The sequence below is a fragment of the Pseudoalteromonas sp. RWi3 genome (assembly GCF_054960735.1).
Genome location: NZ_JBHNYL010000002.1, coordinates 52,781 through 70,896, shown reverse-complemented (window position 1 = coordinate 70,896; position 18,116 = coordinate 52,781). Strand labels below are relative to the sequence as shown.

The window sequence follows — 18,116 nt, the reverse complement described above, 5'->3', positions numbered from 1 at the left end:
GGAAGGATTTTTATAAGAAACTGAAATAAATAAAAAAGCGCTGATTAATATCAACGCTTTTTGGATAAAAATGTATTTTTACTATTACTTAACGATCTTCATTTCGTCTAGCAAGTTTTGTGCGTTATCAACTTTATCCATTACCCACAGCATATAACGTGAATCAACATGAATTGAGCGATTTAATGCAGGGTTATAATCCCAGTCACCAATAATACTCTCGTATACGCCATCGAACAGTAAACCTACAAGTTCCGCTTTGCCATTTAGCGTAGGCGATCCTGAGTTACCACCGGTAGTATCAACATTCGATAAAAAGTTAACAGGTACTGTGTTCATGCCGCCAGTGTAGTCGCCATATAATTTAGCTTTAATTTGCTTTTGCAAATTTTGAGGAGCATTAAACGGTTCAATATCTGTATTTTTAGCAAGTAATCCTTCAAGCGACGTAAACGGTGTTGCAACTAACCCATCCTGTGGAGAATAACCACCCACTGTGCCATAGGTTACGCGAAGCGTACTATTTGCATCAGCATACACAGGTTTATTTTTCGCTTTATTAAATGCAATGATCGCTGCCATTAACTTTGGACGTGCGGCTTGAAGTTTGCCTGCAAGTGCTTTGTCTTTATCTTCTTGCGCTTTCATTACCTTAAAAATGGCATCAGCATACTGAATAAATGGGTCATCACTTTTCTTAATTTGCGCAAACGACTTTTCAGCCAAGCTTAAACGTGTGTCTTCATCATTAAGTGATGATTTCGCGTACATGCTATCGAGTAGTGCTTTATGCTTTGTTTTATCAAAGCCATTTTGTAAGTTAAACGCTTTATCAACTTCAGCAAACCGTTCTTGTTTCGGCAGTGCAGCATACAGCTCTAAAAAGTGCAGTAAGATTGCTTTATCAACACCTTCGTCAAAGCGACGAGTCATACGCTTTAAGCCTGCTTCTAGTCTTGGTAAATCACGTTCTTGATAACCAGACTCACGCTCACTATTAGGTTTTTGCTTTTCATATGCTAAACGATATAAACGACGAGCTGTGCTGATCATTTGTGAACGATGTACGTAACCTAACATGCGATCGCGTTCGTTATGCTGTTGTGACTGTTCAACTAATGCCGAAAGTTCAGCCAATACGTTGCCGTATTGCCTTTTTAATCTACGGTCGTTGTTGATCCAGTTTGTTAACGCTTGTTCAAACTGCTTTTTACGCTCGTACATCGTGCCTTTATTAAAGCTTTCGATCATTGAGCCGTAGTTTTTAATATAATTATTATACCCTGCGATAGTACTTTCATAAGCAATGCGCGCTTTACTGCCATCTTCAGCATTTTCTTCAATTAATGATACATACTTCGTATTATGTATACGGGCTTTTGGGTAGCTGGTATTAAATACATAATCAACTTCTGCTGCAATGCGATAGCGATTGGTACGCCCAGGGTAGCCTGTCACCATGACAAAATCACCCTCTTGCACGCCTTTTGCACTGACGCTCAGATATGAATCAGGCACGAATGGCACGTTGTCTTCACTGTATTCAGCCGGTTTACCGTCTTTACCAACATAGGCGCGGTAAAATGCAAAATCACCAGTATGTCGCGGCCACATCCAGTTATCTATATCGCCACCGTATTTACCTACACCCATTGCTGGAGTATAGGCTAAACGAACATCTTTAATTTCTAATGATTTTATTAAGTAAAACTCTAAACCACCATGAAATGAATATACATTACAACGGTAATTATCATCCGCTTCACAGTCCGCTACCAGTTGCTTTTGGTTTTTCTCAAGTGCATCGTAACGAGCTTTTGCGCTAAGCGATTCAGTACCCTTAATGACTTTATCAGTCACCTTGGTCACGGTTTCTGTAACATAGACGCGCGAACCTGGGGCTGCTGGTAAGTCATCAGAAGCTTTTTTAGCTAAAAAGCCATTTTCTAAAATATTGTTCTCTGGTGTGGAGTTGTATTGAATAGAACCATAAGCACAGTGATGATTAGTTACCACTAAGCCTTTCGGTGATACGAACGATGCAGTACATCCACCTAAGCTTATAACTGCATTCATTGGAAATTCGGTTAATTTAGAAATTGATTTTGCATCAATCTCAAGCCCTTTCGCTTTTAATACAGATTCAAGCTCTGGGAGTTGATGTGGTTGCCACATACCTTCATCAGCAAACGATGTGCCAGTAAATGCCAAAGCACACAGTGCAATAAGAGGTTTTAAACGCATTTTTTCAATCCTTTTTTATTATGTCAGAAATAGGGTACGCGCCAATCACTGAACAGGTCAATCTTTCTGCGACTAATAGTTATAATATAACGTCAAAAGGAAATAAACTTACCTTCATTGCAAATAATATGACATAAACTTGCCATAGGTGTGTCACATGCCCTCATTAACATATTGCAAAATCTTATCTTATGTTGATTGTGTTTTATGCCCCCTATTTTTTTAATTAACCTTGAGCGTTCACCGCAACGCTTGGCAAACAGTGTAATGCAGTTTAACAAGCACGAACTTTCCTTCACTAAAATAGATGCAATTGATGGTGCGACCTTGTCACAAGCCCAGATTAATAAGCATTACTGTGAAACCTTAAATAAAAAAAACTACCATTACCCATTAAGTAGAGGGCAAATCGGTTGTTATTTAAGTCACCGCAAAGCATGGCAAGCAATTGTTGATCAAAAACTTGATTATGCATTAATTTTTGAAGATGACTTTAACTTAACAAGCGATATACACGCGGCAATTAACCGTATTAATAATTTAGAAATGCAGTGGCAATTAATTAAACTTTGCGCATATAAAGGGCGAAAGCGACGCATTGCTTATCAAAAAACTTTAGATGATGGCTACTCTTTAGTGGTACACAAAAAGCTAATGTCAGGCTGCTGCGCAACAGCAATAAGTTATGATGGAGCAAAGCAATTGCTTGCTGCCACTGAAAAGTTTGGCAGACCTGTTGATTGCGATTTACAACATATTTGGCAGACCGGCGTACCAGGTTTTTCACTCATGCCATTTCCGGTAACTCAATGTACTGAACAAAAAAGTGATATTAAAATGCGTAGTGAAAAGCAGGTAAAAAAAGCATTTTTTAAGCGAAAATATCAACAATTAGTAGCAAACATTAATAATAAAAAAGCGACCAGCGAGTTTATAAACGAAATACAACTAGAACATTTCAGACAAAAAAGGAGCCTAAGCTCCTTTTTACTTGAAAAACTAAGTTGATTATTTACTTAGTCTTATTTGGGTGCTCTACGCCTATCCATGCTTTAAATAACGCCATTTGTTGATCTGTTGCATCAGCATTTGCTGTTATCTTTTTCGATTTATCAAAGCCTTCACTCAGCGTTATCGAAGTCGTTTGCAATGCATCTCGACGTATAAAATCAATCGAAACTTTATCGCCTGCTTTAAACGTTTCTAAGCTAGCTTTTAAATCTTTACCGACATGCTTTTTGTCAATAGCAACAATTTTATCATTTGTCGTTAAACCAGCCTGCCAAGCAGCACCACCTCGACGAACATGAGTAAGTGTTAATAACTCACCTGTATTTTTGGCAAAACTATCGATACTCGCTTGCGGTTTTGCGCCCGCTGGACGGGTGTGAATTAAACCTACTTTTGCTAATAACTTCTCAAAATCAATTGCAGCTGGACTATCTACATTGCTAGCCCACCAATTACTGTAATCACGACCAGTTAAATCCTGCAAAATAGTTTTTACGTCAGAGGCAGTAAACCCATGAGGCATTTTGTAGCTATTATATAGAGCGCGATGTACATCACGGTAACTTTGTTTTCCCTGACTCTTTTCAAGCAAATCTATATCTAACGCCATCGAAATTAATGCACCTTCTAAGTAAATATTCGTGCCATAATTTCGAGCGTGATCGCCTCCTTGGTTGATCCATTTGTCAAAGCTAGTTTCACTCGCGCTTTGTACTTCGCGCCCTGGCGTAGCCAAGTGACGATTAACTGTTTTAGTCAAGGTTTTGAAAAACTCATCGGTGGTTGATATACCGGAGCGCACGAGTAAATGATCTTCGAAATAACTCGTTGAACCTTCTGCAATCCATAACAATTTGTCAAAGTTCATATTTGTGTAATCGTAAGGCATCAAGCCTTCTGGTCTATATGCTTTAACATTCCAAGTATGAATAAACTCATGGGCTGCGGTGCTAATAAAAGCAAGGTAATCATCACGCGAGCCAAACCTATCTCGCGGACGTTGAATAATAGTTGAGTTTACATGCTCAGTTGCGCCACCTGCACCCGATGTGGCATGAACCATAAACACATAACGTTCATACGGGTAATTATCCCAAATGATATTTCCTGTTTTAACCAGTTTTTTAAGGTCCGTTAGCATCAAGTCAACATCGTAGTTTCCTTCGCCCCAAATAACGAGTTCATACTGTCGGCCATCCACTTCAAACTCGTAAAAATCATTTATTCCAGTTTCGATTGGAGAGTCAATAAGCACATCATAATCGGCCGCCTTAAAACGATGTTTTGAACCAGCATTTTCCATACCAGAGACAGAGCGCCACGTTTTTGGCACATTAAGATTCACCGTCACTGGTTCTTGACGAAACGATTCGCTGAACATAAAAAAACCTGATGCATCGATAAACGCATGACTGTCGTCTATATGCCTTGCGCGTTTGCCTAATTCATTTGCATAAATTTGGTAGTCTATATTAACACTCGTTGGTTCATTTAAATGTACCCGCCACGTACTGGCATTTATTTTTTCCCATTTAAGAGCCTGCCCATCCTTACCTTTTGCGTCGAAGTAGCGTACACCGTTAGCTAAATTTAAAATTTCATAGCGACCCGTTCGCCATGCCGGCAATTTGATATCCAGCTGAGCTTGAGCTGACTTTGGAAACTCAACGCTCACATTCCCAAGGTGATGCTCTGGTTCTGTAATTGATAATGAATAATTTACATCAGCCCAAGCTGAATACGAAAATACCGTGGCAAGCGACAAGGCTAATAACTTTTTCATGGGAACTCTTGGTGTTTTAACATTTAATAAGTTTAAGACTATCAACGATAGTAAATGATGTGTAATAAAAGCGATAAAGTGACCACAGTTTAAGTTCGATGAATAAAAATCAACATCAAATACTAAGTTTTTGACTTACCACCTACATTTGTGCCAGTTTTGTTGTAAACTTACGGCTATAAACGATTAAATTTATGGCGGTATGTATTAGTGTCAGGCCAGCTCGAAGTTTTAAATAAAAAGCTTAAACAAGCTATCGATACCAGAAAAGTCCTTGAAAATGCGCGAAAGCAACAAGTTGACACGCTTACTCATTTTGCAGCTAAGCTTTCTTTGAGTTGTAAAGGTATGGATATCGAATTGGATAACCGTTTAGCTAAATTTAGAAGTGCACTTAATAAAGGTGTCGACTTTGAAAACTTAGCTCCACTAATTACTGAAATCCTGAGCCTGTTAAAAAACCAAGAAGTACAACAATTATCGCACCAAAGAGAGCTGCATAATAGTGTCTTAACCGCCGGTAAATTATTACAAAAAACCAAAGGTTTACCTGATGACACCCGCCGTTCCTTGCGTAATTTACTTGATCATCAATTGAATGAAATTCAATCTACGAATGATTTCATACCAATATTAAATAAGCTTGTTGCTATTTATCATCAAGCCCTCAATGTCAAGTTAGCGCTTGGCAATGAATCAGCTTCAACCACACACCCAAAATTGGCGAAAGAGCTTTTAACACTTGCTAATGATCTCGTTTTTGAAGACGAAGCGGCAGACAGTGTAAAAGCGATTAAAAACAAAATATCTGAAACAGACAGTGTTGAAGAACTATTAAGTGCTGCTATTGAAATAATTAGAATTATAGCTACAAATATCAGTGATGAGCGACAATCAGCTCAGAGCTTTTTAGTATCGCTAAATCAAACACTTGAAGAGCTTCACCACTCGATTGTAGCCACAAGTAAACACTCTGAATCAATGAGCACAGAGTTTGAAACGCTCAACAAGCGTATTGAAAGTAAAATAGTTAACTTAACAAAACAAACCCAAGACGCTACATCTATTTCGTCTTTAAAAGCCCTTGTTGATAATGAGCTTAAATCGTTAAGTCACGACTTAATCGCAAAAGAACGCCTTGAACAAGAAGATAGGCAAGCCCTGATTAAGAACTTTCATGACATTAATACCCGTGTAGGCAGCTTAGAAACTAAGCTATCAAAGTACAAGAAACGCCTTCATGATCAGCGTTTTAAAAGTTTATTGGATGGTCTAACTAAGCTACCAAACCGTGCGGCATTTGATGAAAGGTTTAACCATGAGTTTCACCTTTTCTCAGTACAAGAGTCTGATTTTACTTTAGTTGTTATTGATGTTGACCACTTTAAGTCAATCAATGACCAATACGGCCATAGTGCTGGTGACAAAACACTTCAGGTGATTGCTAAAGCACTGCAAATGTCGATTAGAAAATCGGATTTTATCGCTCGCTACGGCGGTGAAGAGTTTGTATTACTTATGCCAGGGATGTCTGTGGAGAATGCAACAGCACCACTTGAGAAACTTCGACAAGCAATTAAAGCGATTCCGTTTAAGTTTAAGAACAAGGGTGTACAAATTACCGTATCAGTTGGAGCCACTCAATTCAAAAAAGGAGATACGCCGTTAATTGCATTTGATCGTGCTGATGACGCTTTATATAAAGCAAAAAAATCTGGCCGAGACAAGCTATGTATCAATTCTTAACATAAAAAGTAATAACAGTCAGCAAGGAGAATGCCTATGTTAATTCAGTTAAACCCTACAGGCGTGTTAGATTTACTGTCGCAGTTAGAAGTTGACTTATTAGAGCAATCCTCTGCAAGTGAGCGTTACACTCTATTTAGAAATTGTGTACTCGCCGTATTAAATGTTGGCAGCCATACGGACTCAAGCTCTGAGATATACGATAAATACCAAGATTTCGATATTCGCCTGTTAATCCGCGAACGTGGTATTAAAATTGAGCTAGAAAACCCACCTCAAACAGCATTCGTTGATGGACAGATAATCACGGGGATTCATGAACATATTTTTTCTGTGATCCGCGACATTTTATTTATTTGTCAAAAATACGAAAAAGACCTCACAGAACAAAAAGCGATTACACATATGGTCTTTGATATGCTCCGAAATGCAGGGGCATTACGAGTGAACACGGATCCAAGTATGGTTGTTTGCTGGGGTGGCCACTCCATTAATGAAACAGAGTACAAATACACGAAACAAGTGGGTTATGAATTAGGCTTAAGGGGTTTAAATATTTGTACAGGTTGTGGCCCAGGCGCTATGAAAGGACCTATGAAAGGAGCCACAATTGGTCATGCCAAACAGCGCAATACCGATAATCGCTATTTAGGTTTAACTGAACCAAGCATCATTGCTGCTGAGCCTCCTAACCCCATTGTAAATGAATTGGTTATACTGCCTGATATCGAAAAACGGCTCGAGGCGTTTATTCGCACAGCTCACGCAATAATTATCTTTCCCGGAGGCGCTGGGACTGCTGAAGAACTGCTGTACTTATTAGGTATTTTATTGCACCCGGATAATCAGAAACAGTCTCTACCTGTTATTTTGACAGGCCCAAAAGAAAGTGAAGACTATTTTAAAGAGTTATGTAAATTTATTGAGCTAACATTAGGATGTGAAGCGCTGGAAAAGTTTGAAGTTATTATTGATAACCCTGCGCAAGTAGCAATCAAATTAAAATCATCTATGTTCCAAGTGCGTGATTACAGAAAAAGTGTAGGTGATGCTTATTATTTTAATTGGACTTTGAAAATTGATAATGACTTTCAGCAGCCTTTTGCTCCAACCCACGAAAATATGTCTGGGCTAGATTTACACCTTGATCAACCTAAACAGTTGCTGGCGGCTAATCTTCGTCGTGCATTTTCTGGAATTGTTGCTGGAAATGTTAAAGATGAAGGTATTCAAGCAATTAAACAACATGGTAGATTTATTCTTAGTGGTGAGCCTGAGCTGATGAAAAACATGGATAAGTTACTTAAAGCATTTGTTGAACAAGGTAGAATGAAACTACCGGGTTCAAAGTATGTTCCATGTTATGAAGTAAACGCTTAAAAGAGAAAAACCGTGTCAGGACAATTACTTTTAATCGATGCGCTTAATTTAATTAGGCGCATCTATGCTGTTGACAGTAATCAAAATAAGTTCAGTGATCAACAAATGATTATCACATGCTGCCAACGTGTGGCACATGCATGTAAAAAGCTGCTCCGTGTAACGAATGCTACTCATGCCATCGCTGTTTTTGATGGTGATAAAAGTTGGCGCTATCATTTTTACCCACAATATAAGAACAGCCGTGCCCCGATGCCAGCTTTACTTAAAGAGAACTTAACACAGTTCAAAAGTGCAATAGAGCAAATTGGGGTTGTTGTATTTGCGCCCGATAATGATGAAGCTGACGATATTATTGCAACTCTAGCTCATAAAGCTGCATTACATAGTGTTTCAAGTACAATTGTTTCTACTGATAAAGGCTTTTTACCGGCATTGAGTGAAAACATTCACATTTACGATTATTTCAAGAAAGAATATATTGAAAGAAATGGCATATTGGAGCGCTTTGCCGTTGAACAAAATAGATTAATCGATTTTTGGGCGCTTGCTGGTGATAAAACTAACGACATCCCTGGCATTAAAGGTATTGGCCTTAAAACTGCACAGGAAATTATCAGCAAACATCAAAACATTGCCAATGCAATTTCTGATGAGACAATTTCTCAAGCTACAAGAAATAAGTTGGATACAGGGATGCAAGACTATATTATATCAAAGCAACTTGTGAGTTTAAGGACTGATATACATTTAGGATTTAGCTTAAAACAATTAAGACTTCGGTGATTGGTTAAATTGGTTTTGTGATTTATCTGCACCTATAGTTTAATAATTATTGCGTAATATCTATTTCAAGTATTGCTTTGAAGCAACGCATTATTTTAATCATCTTTAAGAGTACACAATGTTTAAAAAGGTTATTCGATATATCATATTAGGGCTAGGTGTTTACGCACTTATAGCTACATTAGTGATTACCTTTTATAAAGATGACCCACAAGCCATGATATGGCAAGATCGAGAAGCATTTAACAAACGTTACATAACTAAGTTAAGCGTCAAAAAGCCAACAACCTTGAACACTGTTTTAGACTATTTAGGTAGCCCAGACCTTACTTTTGCAAAACGCAGTGGCGATGATGTATGGCAAATTGTTTTTTATCGTACTCAGCATATAAAATCAGATGGTATAACAACCATGGATGAATGCACCGGACTTCTGTTTAATAATGGTGAATTAGTTTTATGGGGCCCAAGTGCTCACGACACCTTTATGCAAAAAAGTTAAACGACTGCTATGCAACCAACACCACAGCATTTAGCCAACTTATTTAAGCAAACCCATGAAATGTTGCGTTTGTATTATAATAAAAGACAATGGCCTTCAATATACCCACTTTTATCGAAACAGGCTGAGCAATTTTATAAGCTATATGAAACCCACCCAAATGCATTACAAGCTCAATTGTGCCTATATGTTTCTGATTTTGGTTACACTACTAACTTAGTTGTTAATCAGTGTGTTGTTGTAGCAGCACTTTGCAAAAGTTTAAATTACAACTCACAAGTTAGTCAGCAACTAATAGCCGTTTGCTTAACAAACTACCTGTGCGTTCAAACCCAAACTAACAAGCTTGCCGCTCAACAGCCTTTAAATCACGAAGAAAAAAAACAATGGCAAGCACGCCATCAACTTGCTGTAAAATTATTGCAGTCAGCGAACCTCCCCTCTAACGAAATTGCCCGTATTTTGGCTCCTTTAAACAAATACAAACAAGCATTGCTGAGTGCACCAAAAATAATGATTTACGATGGCGCTACGACTCTCGTAGCATTGGCTAATATCATTGCTATGAACATTACTTATAGAGCTGCTAATGATCACGTTAATCTTTATAAAGCTATTTCTGATATATATATAAGGACACCAAATAGTTTCGCTCAAAATGCACTTAAAAAGTTAGTAGCAAATATTGGCCCTTACCTACCAGGTAGCCATGTTAACGTTGCAGATCAGCCACTGACTTATGTATGCAGCAAAACACACAATAAGCATATTCTAATTGATTTAAACGATACTAAAAGAGCAAGATGGCATTGCGTTTGTGCAAAGTTAGATTGCGATGCAAAACAACGTCCAACAAAAGATAAACGACTATTATTTAGTATTTGGTTTAATGAACACATACCTGCAATTGATAGCGACCCAGTAAATGAGCAAGATAATATTCTTCAGCTGATTGGCAATCTTAAAATTCAAAAAGAATACTCATATCGTAATTTAGAAAAGTTATTAAACGGCCACACCAATACAATTGAAATTTTAAAAGAGGCTGTCAAACCCTATAATAAAGAGCATTTAGCTGCAAAAGACTTACGTCATTGCTTAACCATGGTAGGAATCGATAATGCGCCAGCTATTATTCAACGCGTGCTCTTTGAACAACTCGTTGATACACAACATCACCCATTAAAAGAACACATTAAAGTGCGCTTAACAGCCATAACGCGCTTATTATCTTTATTGTTAAGTAAACAAACTGAAATACAGTTTGAACAAGTATCGCTCCCTTTATATGCGTATATAACTTATTTGCTAACCCACTCAAGCAATAAATTGAGTCGCAAAACATTGTGTGAAAAAGACACAAAAACCAATATTAGCCAGCCAATTTCATGGCTATTTGGTGTAAAGAATCATAATGTAGAAGAATTAAGTGTATCTTTGTTACAACTACTTGATGATAATCCATGGACACAAGCGCTACTCGATGCCGAACAACAGACCAAAGAGCACCTATCAGTGAAAGCGAAATTATGGGTCGCGCTTAAAGTTATTACATTAAACGTATATCAACCCAAGATGCCTAATAGCAGCTGGCAAAAACAAACCCTAGAGAGCATTTTAAAAGATTTTGGCTGGGAGGACATTACGAATTTTTATGCACAGTTGCCACCATTGCATTTATCATCTAGCGTATAATAGGCGCACTTTATTAGACATATTGCCTAATTTAGCGGGTTTTAGTGGAAATCTATTGAATATATTGCTATAAAAGCCGCTTAAATTTTCAAACTCATTCACGTAAATATCTAACAAGCAGTCGCAAAAGCATGTGCGATGTATTTACGTCACCGCTTAATAGGAAAAATTCATGGCTAAACAAACCATCACAGTAATTAAAGGCGACGGCATTGGCCCAAGTATCATTGATTCAGCTCTTGAGATATTACAAGCCGCAGGATGCGATTTTGATTACGAATTCGTTGATGCAGGTCTAGCCGCGTTAGAGAAAACAGGTGAATTACTACCTCAGGACACTATCGATACCATTGCACGTAATAAAATTACCCTTAAAGGGCCATTAACCACACCAGTTGGTGAAGGATTTACTTCAATTAATGTTACTTTACGTAAGCAATTTGGTTTATACGCAAATGTTCGCCCAGTAAAATCATTTGTAGGCACAAAAGCACGCTACGAAGATATAGATATCATTACAGTTCGTGAAAACACACAAGGTATGTATTCTGGCCTTGGGCAAGTAGTATCAGAAGATGGTAATGAAGCGCAAGCAATGTCAATGATCACACGTGAAGGCGCTGAAAAAATCTTAACTTTTGCTTATGATCTTGCTGTACGTGAAGGCCGCAAAAAAGTTACGGCTGTACACAAAGCCAATATCTTAAAGTCTACGTCAGGTTTATTCTTAAAAGTAGCACGCGAAGTTGCTGAACGTTATCCTGAAATTGAATCAACTGAAATGATTGTTGACGCAACGTGCATGAAACTAGTAATGAGCCCTGAAGAATTTGATGTTATTGTTACAACTAATTTATTCGGTGATATTTTATCTGATTTATGTGCAGGTCTTGTGGGTGGTTTAGGCATGGCGCCAGGTGCTAATATTGGTGAAGATGCTGCAATCTTTGAAGCTGTTCACGGCAGCGCGCCTGACATTGCCGGTAAAAACCTTGCTAATCCAACGTCTGTAATTTTAGCGTCCATTCAAATGTTAGAGCATTTAGAAATGGCTGATACTGCAGAGCGCATTCGCAGCGCTGTTGCTGAGGTAATTAAGTCTGGAGATCGTACAACGCGTGACTTAGGTGGCAGTCACGGAACAACTGATTTCACACAATCAGTAATTGACCGTTTATAATTTATAACATACGTTTAAAATTCGTAAAGCCAGTTAAATAACTGGCTTTTTTAATAAGTTCAACTTCACCAAATACGTCTACTAGCTAAGGCTATAACAAGTATTAAAACCCAACCAAACGAGCCGCCTCCTGAGCTGGCCTTCTGCTCTTGCACTGTAACAGGCAACGTTTTACGCACTGATTGATTGGTTTTAGAATCTGTGACAGTCAATATAACCTGATAACTTCCCGCACTATCATAGGTATAGCTTGGTGATGCACTAACGCTGGTTGATCCATCGCCAAACTCCCAGCGGTAGGTGTATTCCCCAAAACCACCTGTCGCTTGAGCACTAAACGCTGCAAGTAAGTTAGTAGCCGTGTAATTGGCTGAGGCAGATAAAGGAACAGATGCCGATACGTTCTTTGTAGAACTTATAGTTTGATTTAAACTGTCTGAAACCGTTACTTCAACCGTATAACTGCCGCTAAAACTGTAATTGTGTGCAACAGTATCAGACAATGCAGTATTGCCGTCACCAAAGTCCCATTGATAGGTATAAGGTGCTAAACCACCCGACGCTGTGACAAAACCAGTTAAATTACTTTCATTTACTGAAGCCTCGAAATCGTTGAAACCTAAAGGTTGTGTCAGCAGGATTTCTTGGCTCTCAACCGTTTTTTCACCTGATTCCGTTAGTCGGCTAAAGGTAACTAAATAACGTCCATATTCAGTATAGATTGCGGTAGGATTTAACTCTTCACTTTTAACGCCATTGCCAAATTGCCACTCAAAACTATCTGTTGGTGACAGCTGTATGCCACTCACCTCGAATGTGACAGCCAAATCATTTGCCGTGTAGGTTATCCCCAGATTTTCTAAGTAGCTTAAATCAACTTCAATTGTTGAGTTATCTAGAGCCTGATCAGCAATAGAGAAGCCAAAGCCAAATGGTGTCAATTTAACGCCAGACTGTGGCTGCACTGCAAAACTATAATCAGTAGCGTCATTAAATTCACTGATAGCGGCAAGATTGTTATCACCTAAGCCTTGGCGTTGCTGATATAGGCTAAACGCTGCATCCCTTAATTGAATTTCTGTATTAACAGGACTTTGCGTTGTGCCTCTGGCAATCATATTTTGATCAGCATCCACCACTAAAATAAAGCCTTCACCTGGATGTTCTGATGTATTGTTATTTTCATAATCGCTGCTAGATAACCACAGTAACAAACCCGGTGAGTATTGCTCTTTTTGCAAGCCGCTATCTATGCCTTCGTAGTTTCTTAACTGTAAATAATAATGTTTGGCTGTATCGTAAATATAAGCACCTACACGTGAAAAGCCTGCTAACTCAAAGTTAGTCTTTAGTTCAGCATTATCTTCCCAAACCACTTCCCCCTGCTGTATTAATTTTAAGTCATCAAACACAATACCAAAATAATTAACATAGCTATCAGTTACATATCGAAACTCTAATGTAACTGTTTCGCCAGCGTAAGCAGACAAGTCAAATTGATGTATTAGATAATTGTTAGGAAGCTTTGAATTGCTATTTGATAAAGAATCACCCGTTATGTAGGGCCCTAAATTAGAGTAATATGGGTTATTAGTCTTTGTGTATTGTGATGAAATCGCCTCACCATTTACAATCACCTGAGCATAGTCATAATCATCTTCAATACTATAAAAAGCGGTTAACTCGAGTAACGTTTGTTCACTCGTTGCGGGAATAGTAATTGACTCCCTCATAGTATTAATTAAGTTATTTCCACTGCCTGAGTAGTATTGAAACTTACCCTCAACAGCTGGAAAAAACGATTTTAATTTAGCAGGGAGTTTAACTTTAATTTGATTCAGGTCGTCGGTGGTCGCACTCGTGTGATGTAACAGCTGGTTTGTTTGCGCATTCACTTCGCTTAGATCAAACGTAAGTTGATTTAACCAATTACCACCGTAACGGTTTTGCAGATATTCCAATGCATAGGGACTAAACATTACGGGCTCAGAACCCCTAGGGTTTCCCGCCCAACTACCCCCTGACATCACTGACCACGATGCAACCGGTTCTCCAATATCTGAGTTATGTAAGTCATACTCATCTGGTAAACCTAAATCATGACCAAACTCATGCACAACAACACCAATACCAGCGTCGAGTGGATTAATTGTATACCCAAACAGATCGATAGGACTGTTTGGCAAGTCACTCGGCTGAAACTGTTCATTATAAACATAGAAACGATGTGACCATATCGCATCTGACCCTAGTACTCCGCCTCCGGCCTCTTCACCTACGCTTGAATGAAAAATCATTACGTGGTCAATGATGCCATTGGGTTCATTTGTAATGCCGTCGCCATCAATATCATCTAAATCTGTTAAATCGTATTGCGATAAATCAATATTAAACTGATCAACTGCTTTTTCGACGGCTTCTTTAACTAGACTTGGTGCATCAATGTCTTTATCATCCCCGACCCTTTCGCCGTAAGCTTTGGCATTTTTGTCCGCACGTACCCAACCAAATACTTCACCAGTGAAGGAAAGCGTATTACCTGAGGCTTGTTGATAATACTGATAAGCGCTATTGAGAGTTTGACCATCCGGTCCTTCATAACCTTGCGTTGAGAATAACATGTGTTGGTAATGCTGTTTATCATACAAAGGGTAATACATCGCTGTATCTGATTCCTCTAAGCCATTTTCATCGTAGGGTAAATCAGGGAAATCGACCAAAATAACCAATACCTTTACAGTAGTTGAAATGTCATTTGGTGTTAGTGAAGAAACAAATGGTTTATTAAGATGTTGTGTTTTTTTTAGCGAGGGTGAAATGCTCTTTTGCAGCTTACTTGGATAATAAGGCGTTGGGGTGCCTATAAAGCTTGAAATTGCAGCTTCTTTATTCTGCAGCTCATTCAGCTCACCTCGCTTGTTTAACCAATAAAGAATTCGTTCTTTATTAACTACCCCTATGTCCGTTGGGCTGGATTGTTGAGCTTTAGCACTTGCATGCGCTGCAAACAATGAGAGAACGGTGATTAATATCACATACAAACGTTTCATAAGAATTCCTACTACAGATTATAGCGTAATAGTAGCAAAGTTAAGCCATGTTCACATTAATGAAACGTCGCCATTAATGTTAATATGCATAAAGACTGCATATAAAAATAGCATTTCTAATTTTTAATTTAAAATATATTCATAAAAAGTTCAATAAAGAATTTTTAATGCAAATTAAACACGTTCTTAGGTTGACATTGCTCTGTAAAAGCCTTAAAAATAACCTATTAGAATATAAAACCATATATACGTTATTCGTATTGGTTTATAACCAGCTTATTTTCATAAAAAGAAACTTAAAATGAAACATCAAATTCGCTTTGTAAACGTACTCGTACTGGTCTTAGTCTTAAGTCCAGCGGGGATGTATTAAAAAGTGAAAACGCTTTTTAAAAACCCCCGCTAATAACGGGGGTTTTTTTATGCATTGAAATACGACTTGGTAAATAAAATACCATAAGAATACTAGGTACATAGAGGAATGAGGATGAGTACACAGCAATATAATGGTTCTGAGCTAGTTGTTCGGGCATTAAAAGAGTTAAAGGTTAAATATATTTTTGGCTACCCAGGCGGATCCGTTTTAGATTTATACGATGCGCTATTTCAACAAGATGATGTTGAACATATTTTAGTGCGTCATGAACAGGCAGCAACACACATGGCTGACGGATATGCCCGTGCAACAGGAGAAGTAGGTGTCGTACTGGCAACCTCCGGACCTGGCGCTACAAACTGTATTACAGGCATAGCAACAGCCTACATGGACTCAATCCCTATGGTGATTTTGTCAGGTCAAGTACCTACCAGTTTAATAGGTGATGATGCATTCCAAGAAACCGATATTGTCGGTTGTTCACGCCCTATAGTGAAACACAGTTTTAACTGTCGAAGCGCAGAGGAAATCCCGGTTATATTGGCAAAAGCATTTTATATTGCCAGCACGGGACGACCAGGCCCCGTGGTTGTTGAACTGCCAAAAGATATGCTTAACCCTGTTGTTAAATATGATTTTAAGTTCCCTGCATCTACAGAGTTACGTACATATAATCCGAACACAAAAGGTCACTCTAAACAGATACGTAAAGCTGTAAATGCCATTCTTGAGGCTAAGAAGTTAGTTATTTACTCAGGTGGCGGTATTGTTATATCTAACACATCAGAGCAACTAACACACCTGGTAGAGTCATTAAATGCACCGATAACAAACACTTTAATGGGCTTAGGTGGGATATCAGGTGTTCACCCTAACTTTATTGGTATGTTAGGCATGCATGGCAGTTTGGAAGCAAATAAAGCAATGGCTAATGCTGATGTTATCTTGGCATTAGGTGCTCGTTTTGATGACCGAGTAACAAATAATGTTAAAAAGTTTTGCCCCAATGCAACAATTGTCCATGTTGATGTTGACCCCACTTCTATTTCTAAAACAATAAAAGCACATATCCCTGTTGTAGGATGTTTAGCCACAGTCCTTGAACAACTGCAAACGGCAATTGATAAGAGCCCAATCAATATTGACCGTAGCGCGCAAGAAGATTGGTGGCGACAAATTATAAGTTGGCGCGAGCAAAAATGCTTAAGCTACAGCACCGAAGGTGAAAAAATAAAACCTCAAGCGGTAATTGAAGCAATATATAAAGCGACTAACGGCGATGCATATATCAGTTCAGATGTGGGTCAGCACCAAATGTTTGCTGCTCAATACTACCCTTTTAAAAATCCGCGCCAATGGATTAACTCTGGCGGCCTAGGCACCATGGGGTTTGGTCTTCCTGCTGCTATGGGGGTCAAGTTAGCATTCCCTGACAAAGAGTCTATTTGTGTCACCGGTGATGGCTCGATTCAGATGAATATTCAAGAGCTCTCAACCTGCTTACAATACAATCTTGCTGTTAAAGTTGTTTCATTAAATAACCGTTCTTTAGGCATGGTAAGACAATGGCAAGATATGATGTACAGCGGACGACATTCATCATCATATATGGATTCACTCCCTGACTTTGTTAAATTAGCTGAAAGTTATGGTCATGTGGGTATTCGCGTAGACACTCTGGATCAATTACAGCCGGCTATTGAAAAGGCTATGTCTATAAATGACAAACTAGTATTTCTTGATATCTGTGTTGATGAAAAAGAGCATGTTTACCCAATGCAAATAAAGCTTGGTGCAGTAGATGAAATGTGGTTGCGTAAAGGAGTAAAAGCATAATGCGTCGTATCTTATCAATTTTATTAGAAAATGAGCCTGGGTCACTATCACGTATAGTAGGCTTATTCTCGCAACGTGCTTATAACATAGATAGTTTGACAGTAGGCACAACGGACGACCACTCACTGTCACGCATTACAATTACCACACTTGGTGATGACAGAATAGTTGAACAAATTACAAAACAAGTTAATAAACTTGTTGATGTTCTTAAAATCATTGATCTTACAGAAATGGCGCACATTGAGCGTGAATTGTTGTTAGTTAAAGTTTTCGCTCAAGATGAAACTAAACGTGCTGCTGTAACTCGTGTCGTGGATGTGTTTCAAGGTGCTATTTTAGACATGGGTAGAAACAGCTATACTTTGCAACTGGTAAGTAGCACAGACAAAATAGAGTCTTTTCTAGATACATTACGACATGAAACTGATGTAATAGAAGTTGTTCGTTCTGGAGCCGTTGGTATTGGCAGGGGAGACAAAGCGCTTAAAGCTTAACAGATACTAAAAAAGGGCTTAACAGCCCTT

General features: G+C 38.5%; 12 protein-coding genes. 9 read left to right on the top strand and 3 right to left on the bottom strand.

The features are described 5' to 3' along the window. Nucleotides 1-84 precede the first annotated feature (84 nt). Nucleotides 85-2,244, bottom strand: coding sequence for a S46 family peptidase (locus ACFI4Z_RS03920; RefSeq protein WP_462669413.1), 2,160 nt, complete (start codon nt 2,242-2,244; stop codon nt 85-87). A gap of 207 nt (nt 2,245-2,451) precedes the next feature. On the opposite strand from ACFI4Z_RS03920, the gene ACFI4Z_RS03915 reads away from it, so the two are divergent. Then, on the top strand, nt 2,452-3,252 hold the full coding sequence (locus ACFI4Z_RS03915) for a glycosyltransferase family 25 protein (RefSeq protein WP_462669412.1): 801 nt from the start codon (nt 2,452-2,454) through the stop codon (nt 3,250-3,252). A 4-nt stretch (nt 3,253-3,256) separates the two neighbouring features. On the opposite strand, the gene ACFI4Z_RS03910 is transcribed toward ACFI4Z_RS03915, so the two are convergent. Beyond that, entirely contained in the window at nt 3,257-5,038 is a 1,782-nt protein-coding gene (locus ACFI4Z_RS03910) for a M61 family metallopeptidase (RefSeq protein ID WP_462669411.1), read from the bottom strand. 210 nt (nt 5,039-5,248) lie between these two features. Here ACFI4Z_RS03910 and ACFI4Z_RS03905 point away from each other — a divergent pair, with 210 nt between their 5' ends. The 6 genes from ACFI4Z_RS03905 (at nt 5,249) to ACFI4Z_RS03880 (ending at nt 12,327) form a co-directional block, all read left to right on the top strand. Then, nucleotides 5,249-6,784 (top strand): diguanylate cyclase, encoded by a 1,536-nt coding sequence (locus ACFI4Z_RS03905; RefSeq protein ID WP_462669410.1) that lies wholly within the window; start codon nt 5,249-5,251, stop codon nt 6,782-6,784. Between the two features lie 36 nt (nt 6,785-6,820). Then, a complete protein-coding gene (ppnN, locus tag ACFI4Z_RS03900; protein WP_462669409.1) occupies nt 6,821-8,164 on the top strand; it encodes a nucleotide 5'-monophosphate nucleosidase PpnN in 1,344 nt (447 codons plus the stop codon). A 12-nt stretch (nt 8,165-8,176) separates the two neighbouring features. Beyond that, complete coding sequence (gene xni, locus ACFI4Z_RS03895) at nt 8,177-8,950, top strand: flap endonuclease Xni (RefSeq protein WP_462669408.1); 774 nt, start codon at nt 8,177-8,179, stop codon at nt 8,948-8,950. 118 nt (nt 8,951-9,068) lie between these two features. Further along, on the top strand, nt 9,069-9,452 hold the full coding sequence (locus ACFI4Z_RS03890) for a DUF3192 domain-containing protein (protein ID WP_462669407.1): 384 nt from the start codon (nt 9,069-9,071) through the stop codon (nt 9,450-9,452). A 9-nt stretch (nt 9,453-9,461) separates the two neighbouring features. Then, nucleotides 9,462-11,147: a hypothetical protein gene (locus tag ACFI4Z_RS03885; RefSeq protein WP_462669406.1), complete on the top strand. Its 1,686-nt coding sequence runs from the start codon at nt 9,462-9,464 to the stop codon at nt 11,145-11,147. 172 nt (nt 11,148-11,319) lie between these two features. Then, entirely contained in the window at nt 11,320-12,327 is a 1,008-nt protein-coding gene (locus ACFI4Z_RS03880) for an isocitrate dehydrogenase (RefSeq protein WP_462669405.1), read from the top strand. 65 nt (nt 12,328-12,392) lie between these two features. Here the strand turns inward: ACFI4Z_RS03880 and ACFI4Z_RS03875 are convergent, their stop codons facing one another. After that, nucleotides 12,393-15,377, bottom strand: a complete 2,985-nt coding sequence (locus ACFI4Z_RS03875) for an immune inhibitor A domain-containing protein (RefSeq protein WP_462669404.1) — start codon at nt 15,375-15,377, stop codon at nt 12,393-12,395. Between the two features lie 487 nt (nt 15,378-15,864). Here ACFI4Z_RS03875 and ACFI4Z_RS03870 point away from each other — a divergent pair, with 487 nt between their 5' ends. Together ACFI4Z_RS03870 and ilvN are read left to right on the top strand one after the other, a co-directional pair. Continuing rightward, the gene (locus ACFI4Z_RS03870) at nt 15,865-17,589 is read left to right on the top strand and encodes an acetolactate synthase 3 large subunit (RefSeq protein WP_462669403.1); all 1,725 of its coding nucleotides are present in this window, start codon (nt 15,865-15,867) and stop codon (nt 17,587-17,589) included. Then, nucleotides 17,589-18,086 carry an acetolactate synthase small subunit gene (gene ilvN / locus ACFI4Z_RS03865; RefSeq protein WP_099293450.1) on the top strand — a complete coding sequence of 166 codons (498 nt, stop codon included), beginning with the start codon at nt 17,589-17,591 and terminating at the stop codon, nt 18,084-18,086. The genes ACFI4Z_RS03870 and ilvN overlap by 1 nt, the downstream gene beginning before the upstream one ends. The last annotated feature ends 30 nt before the right edge of the window (nt 18,087-18,116 follow it).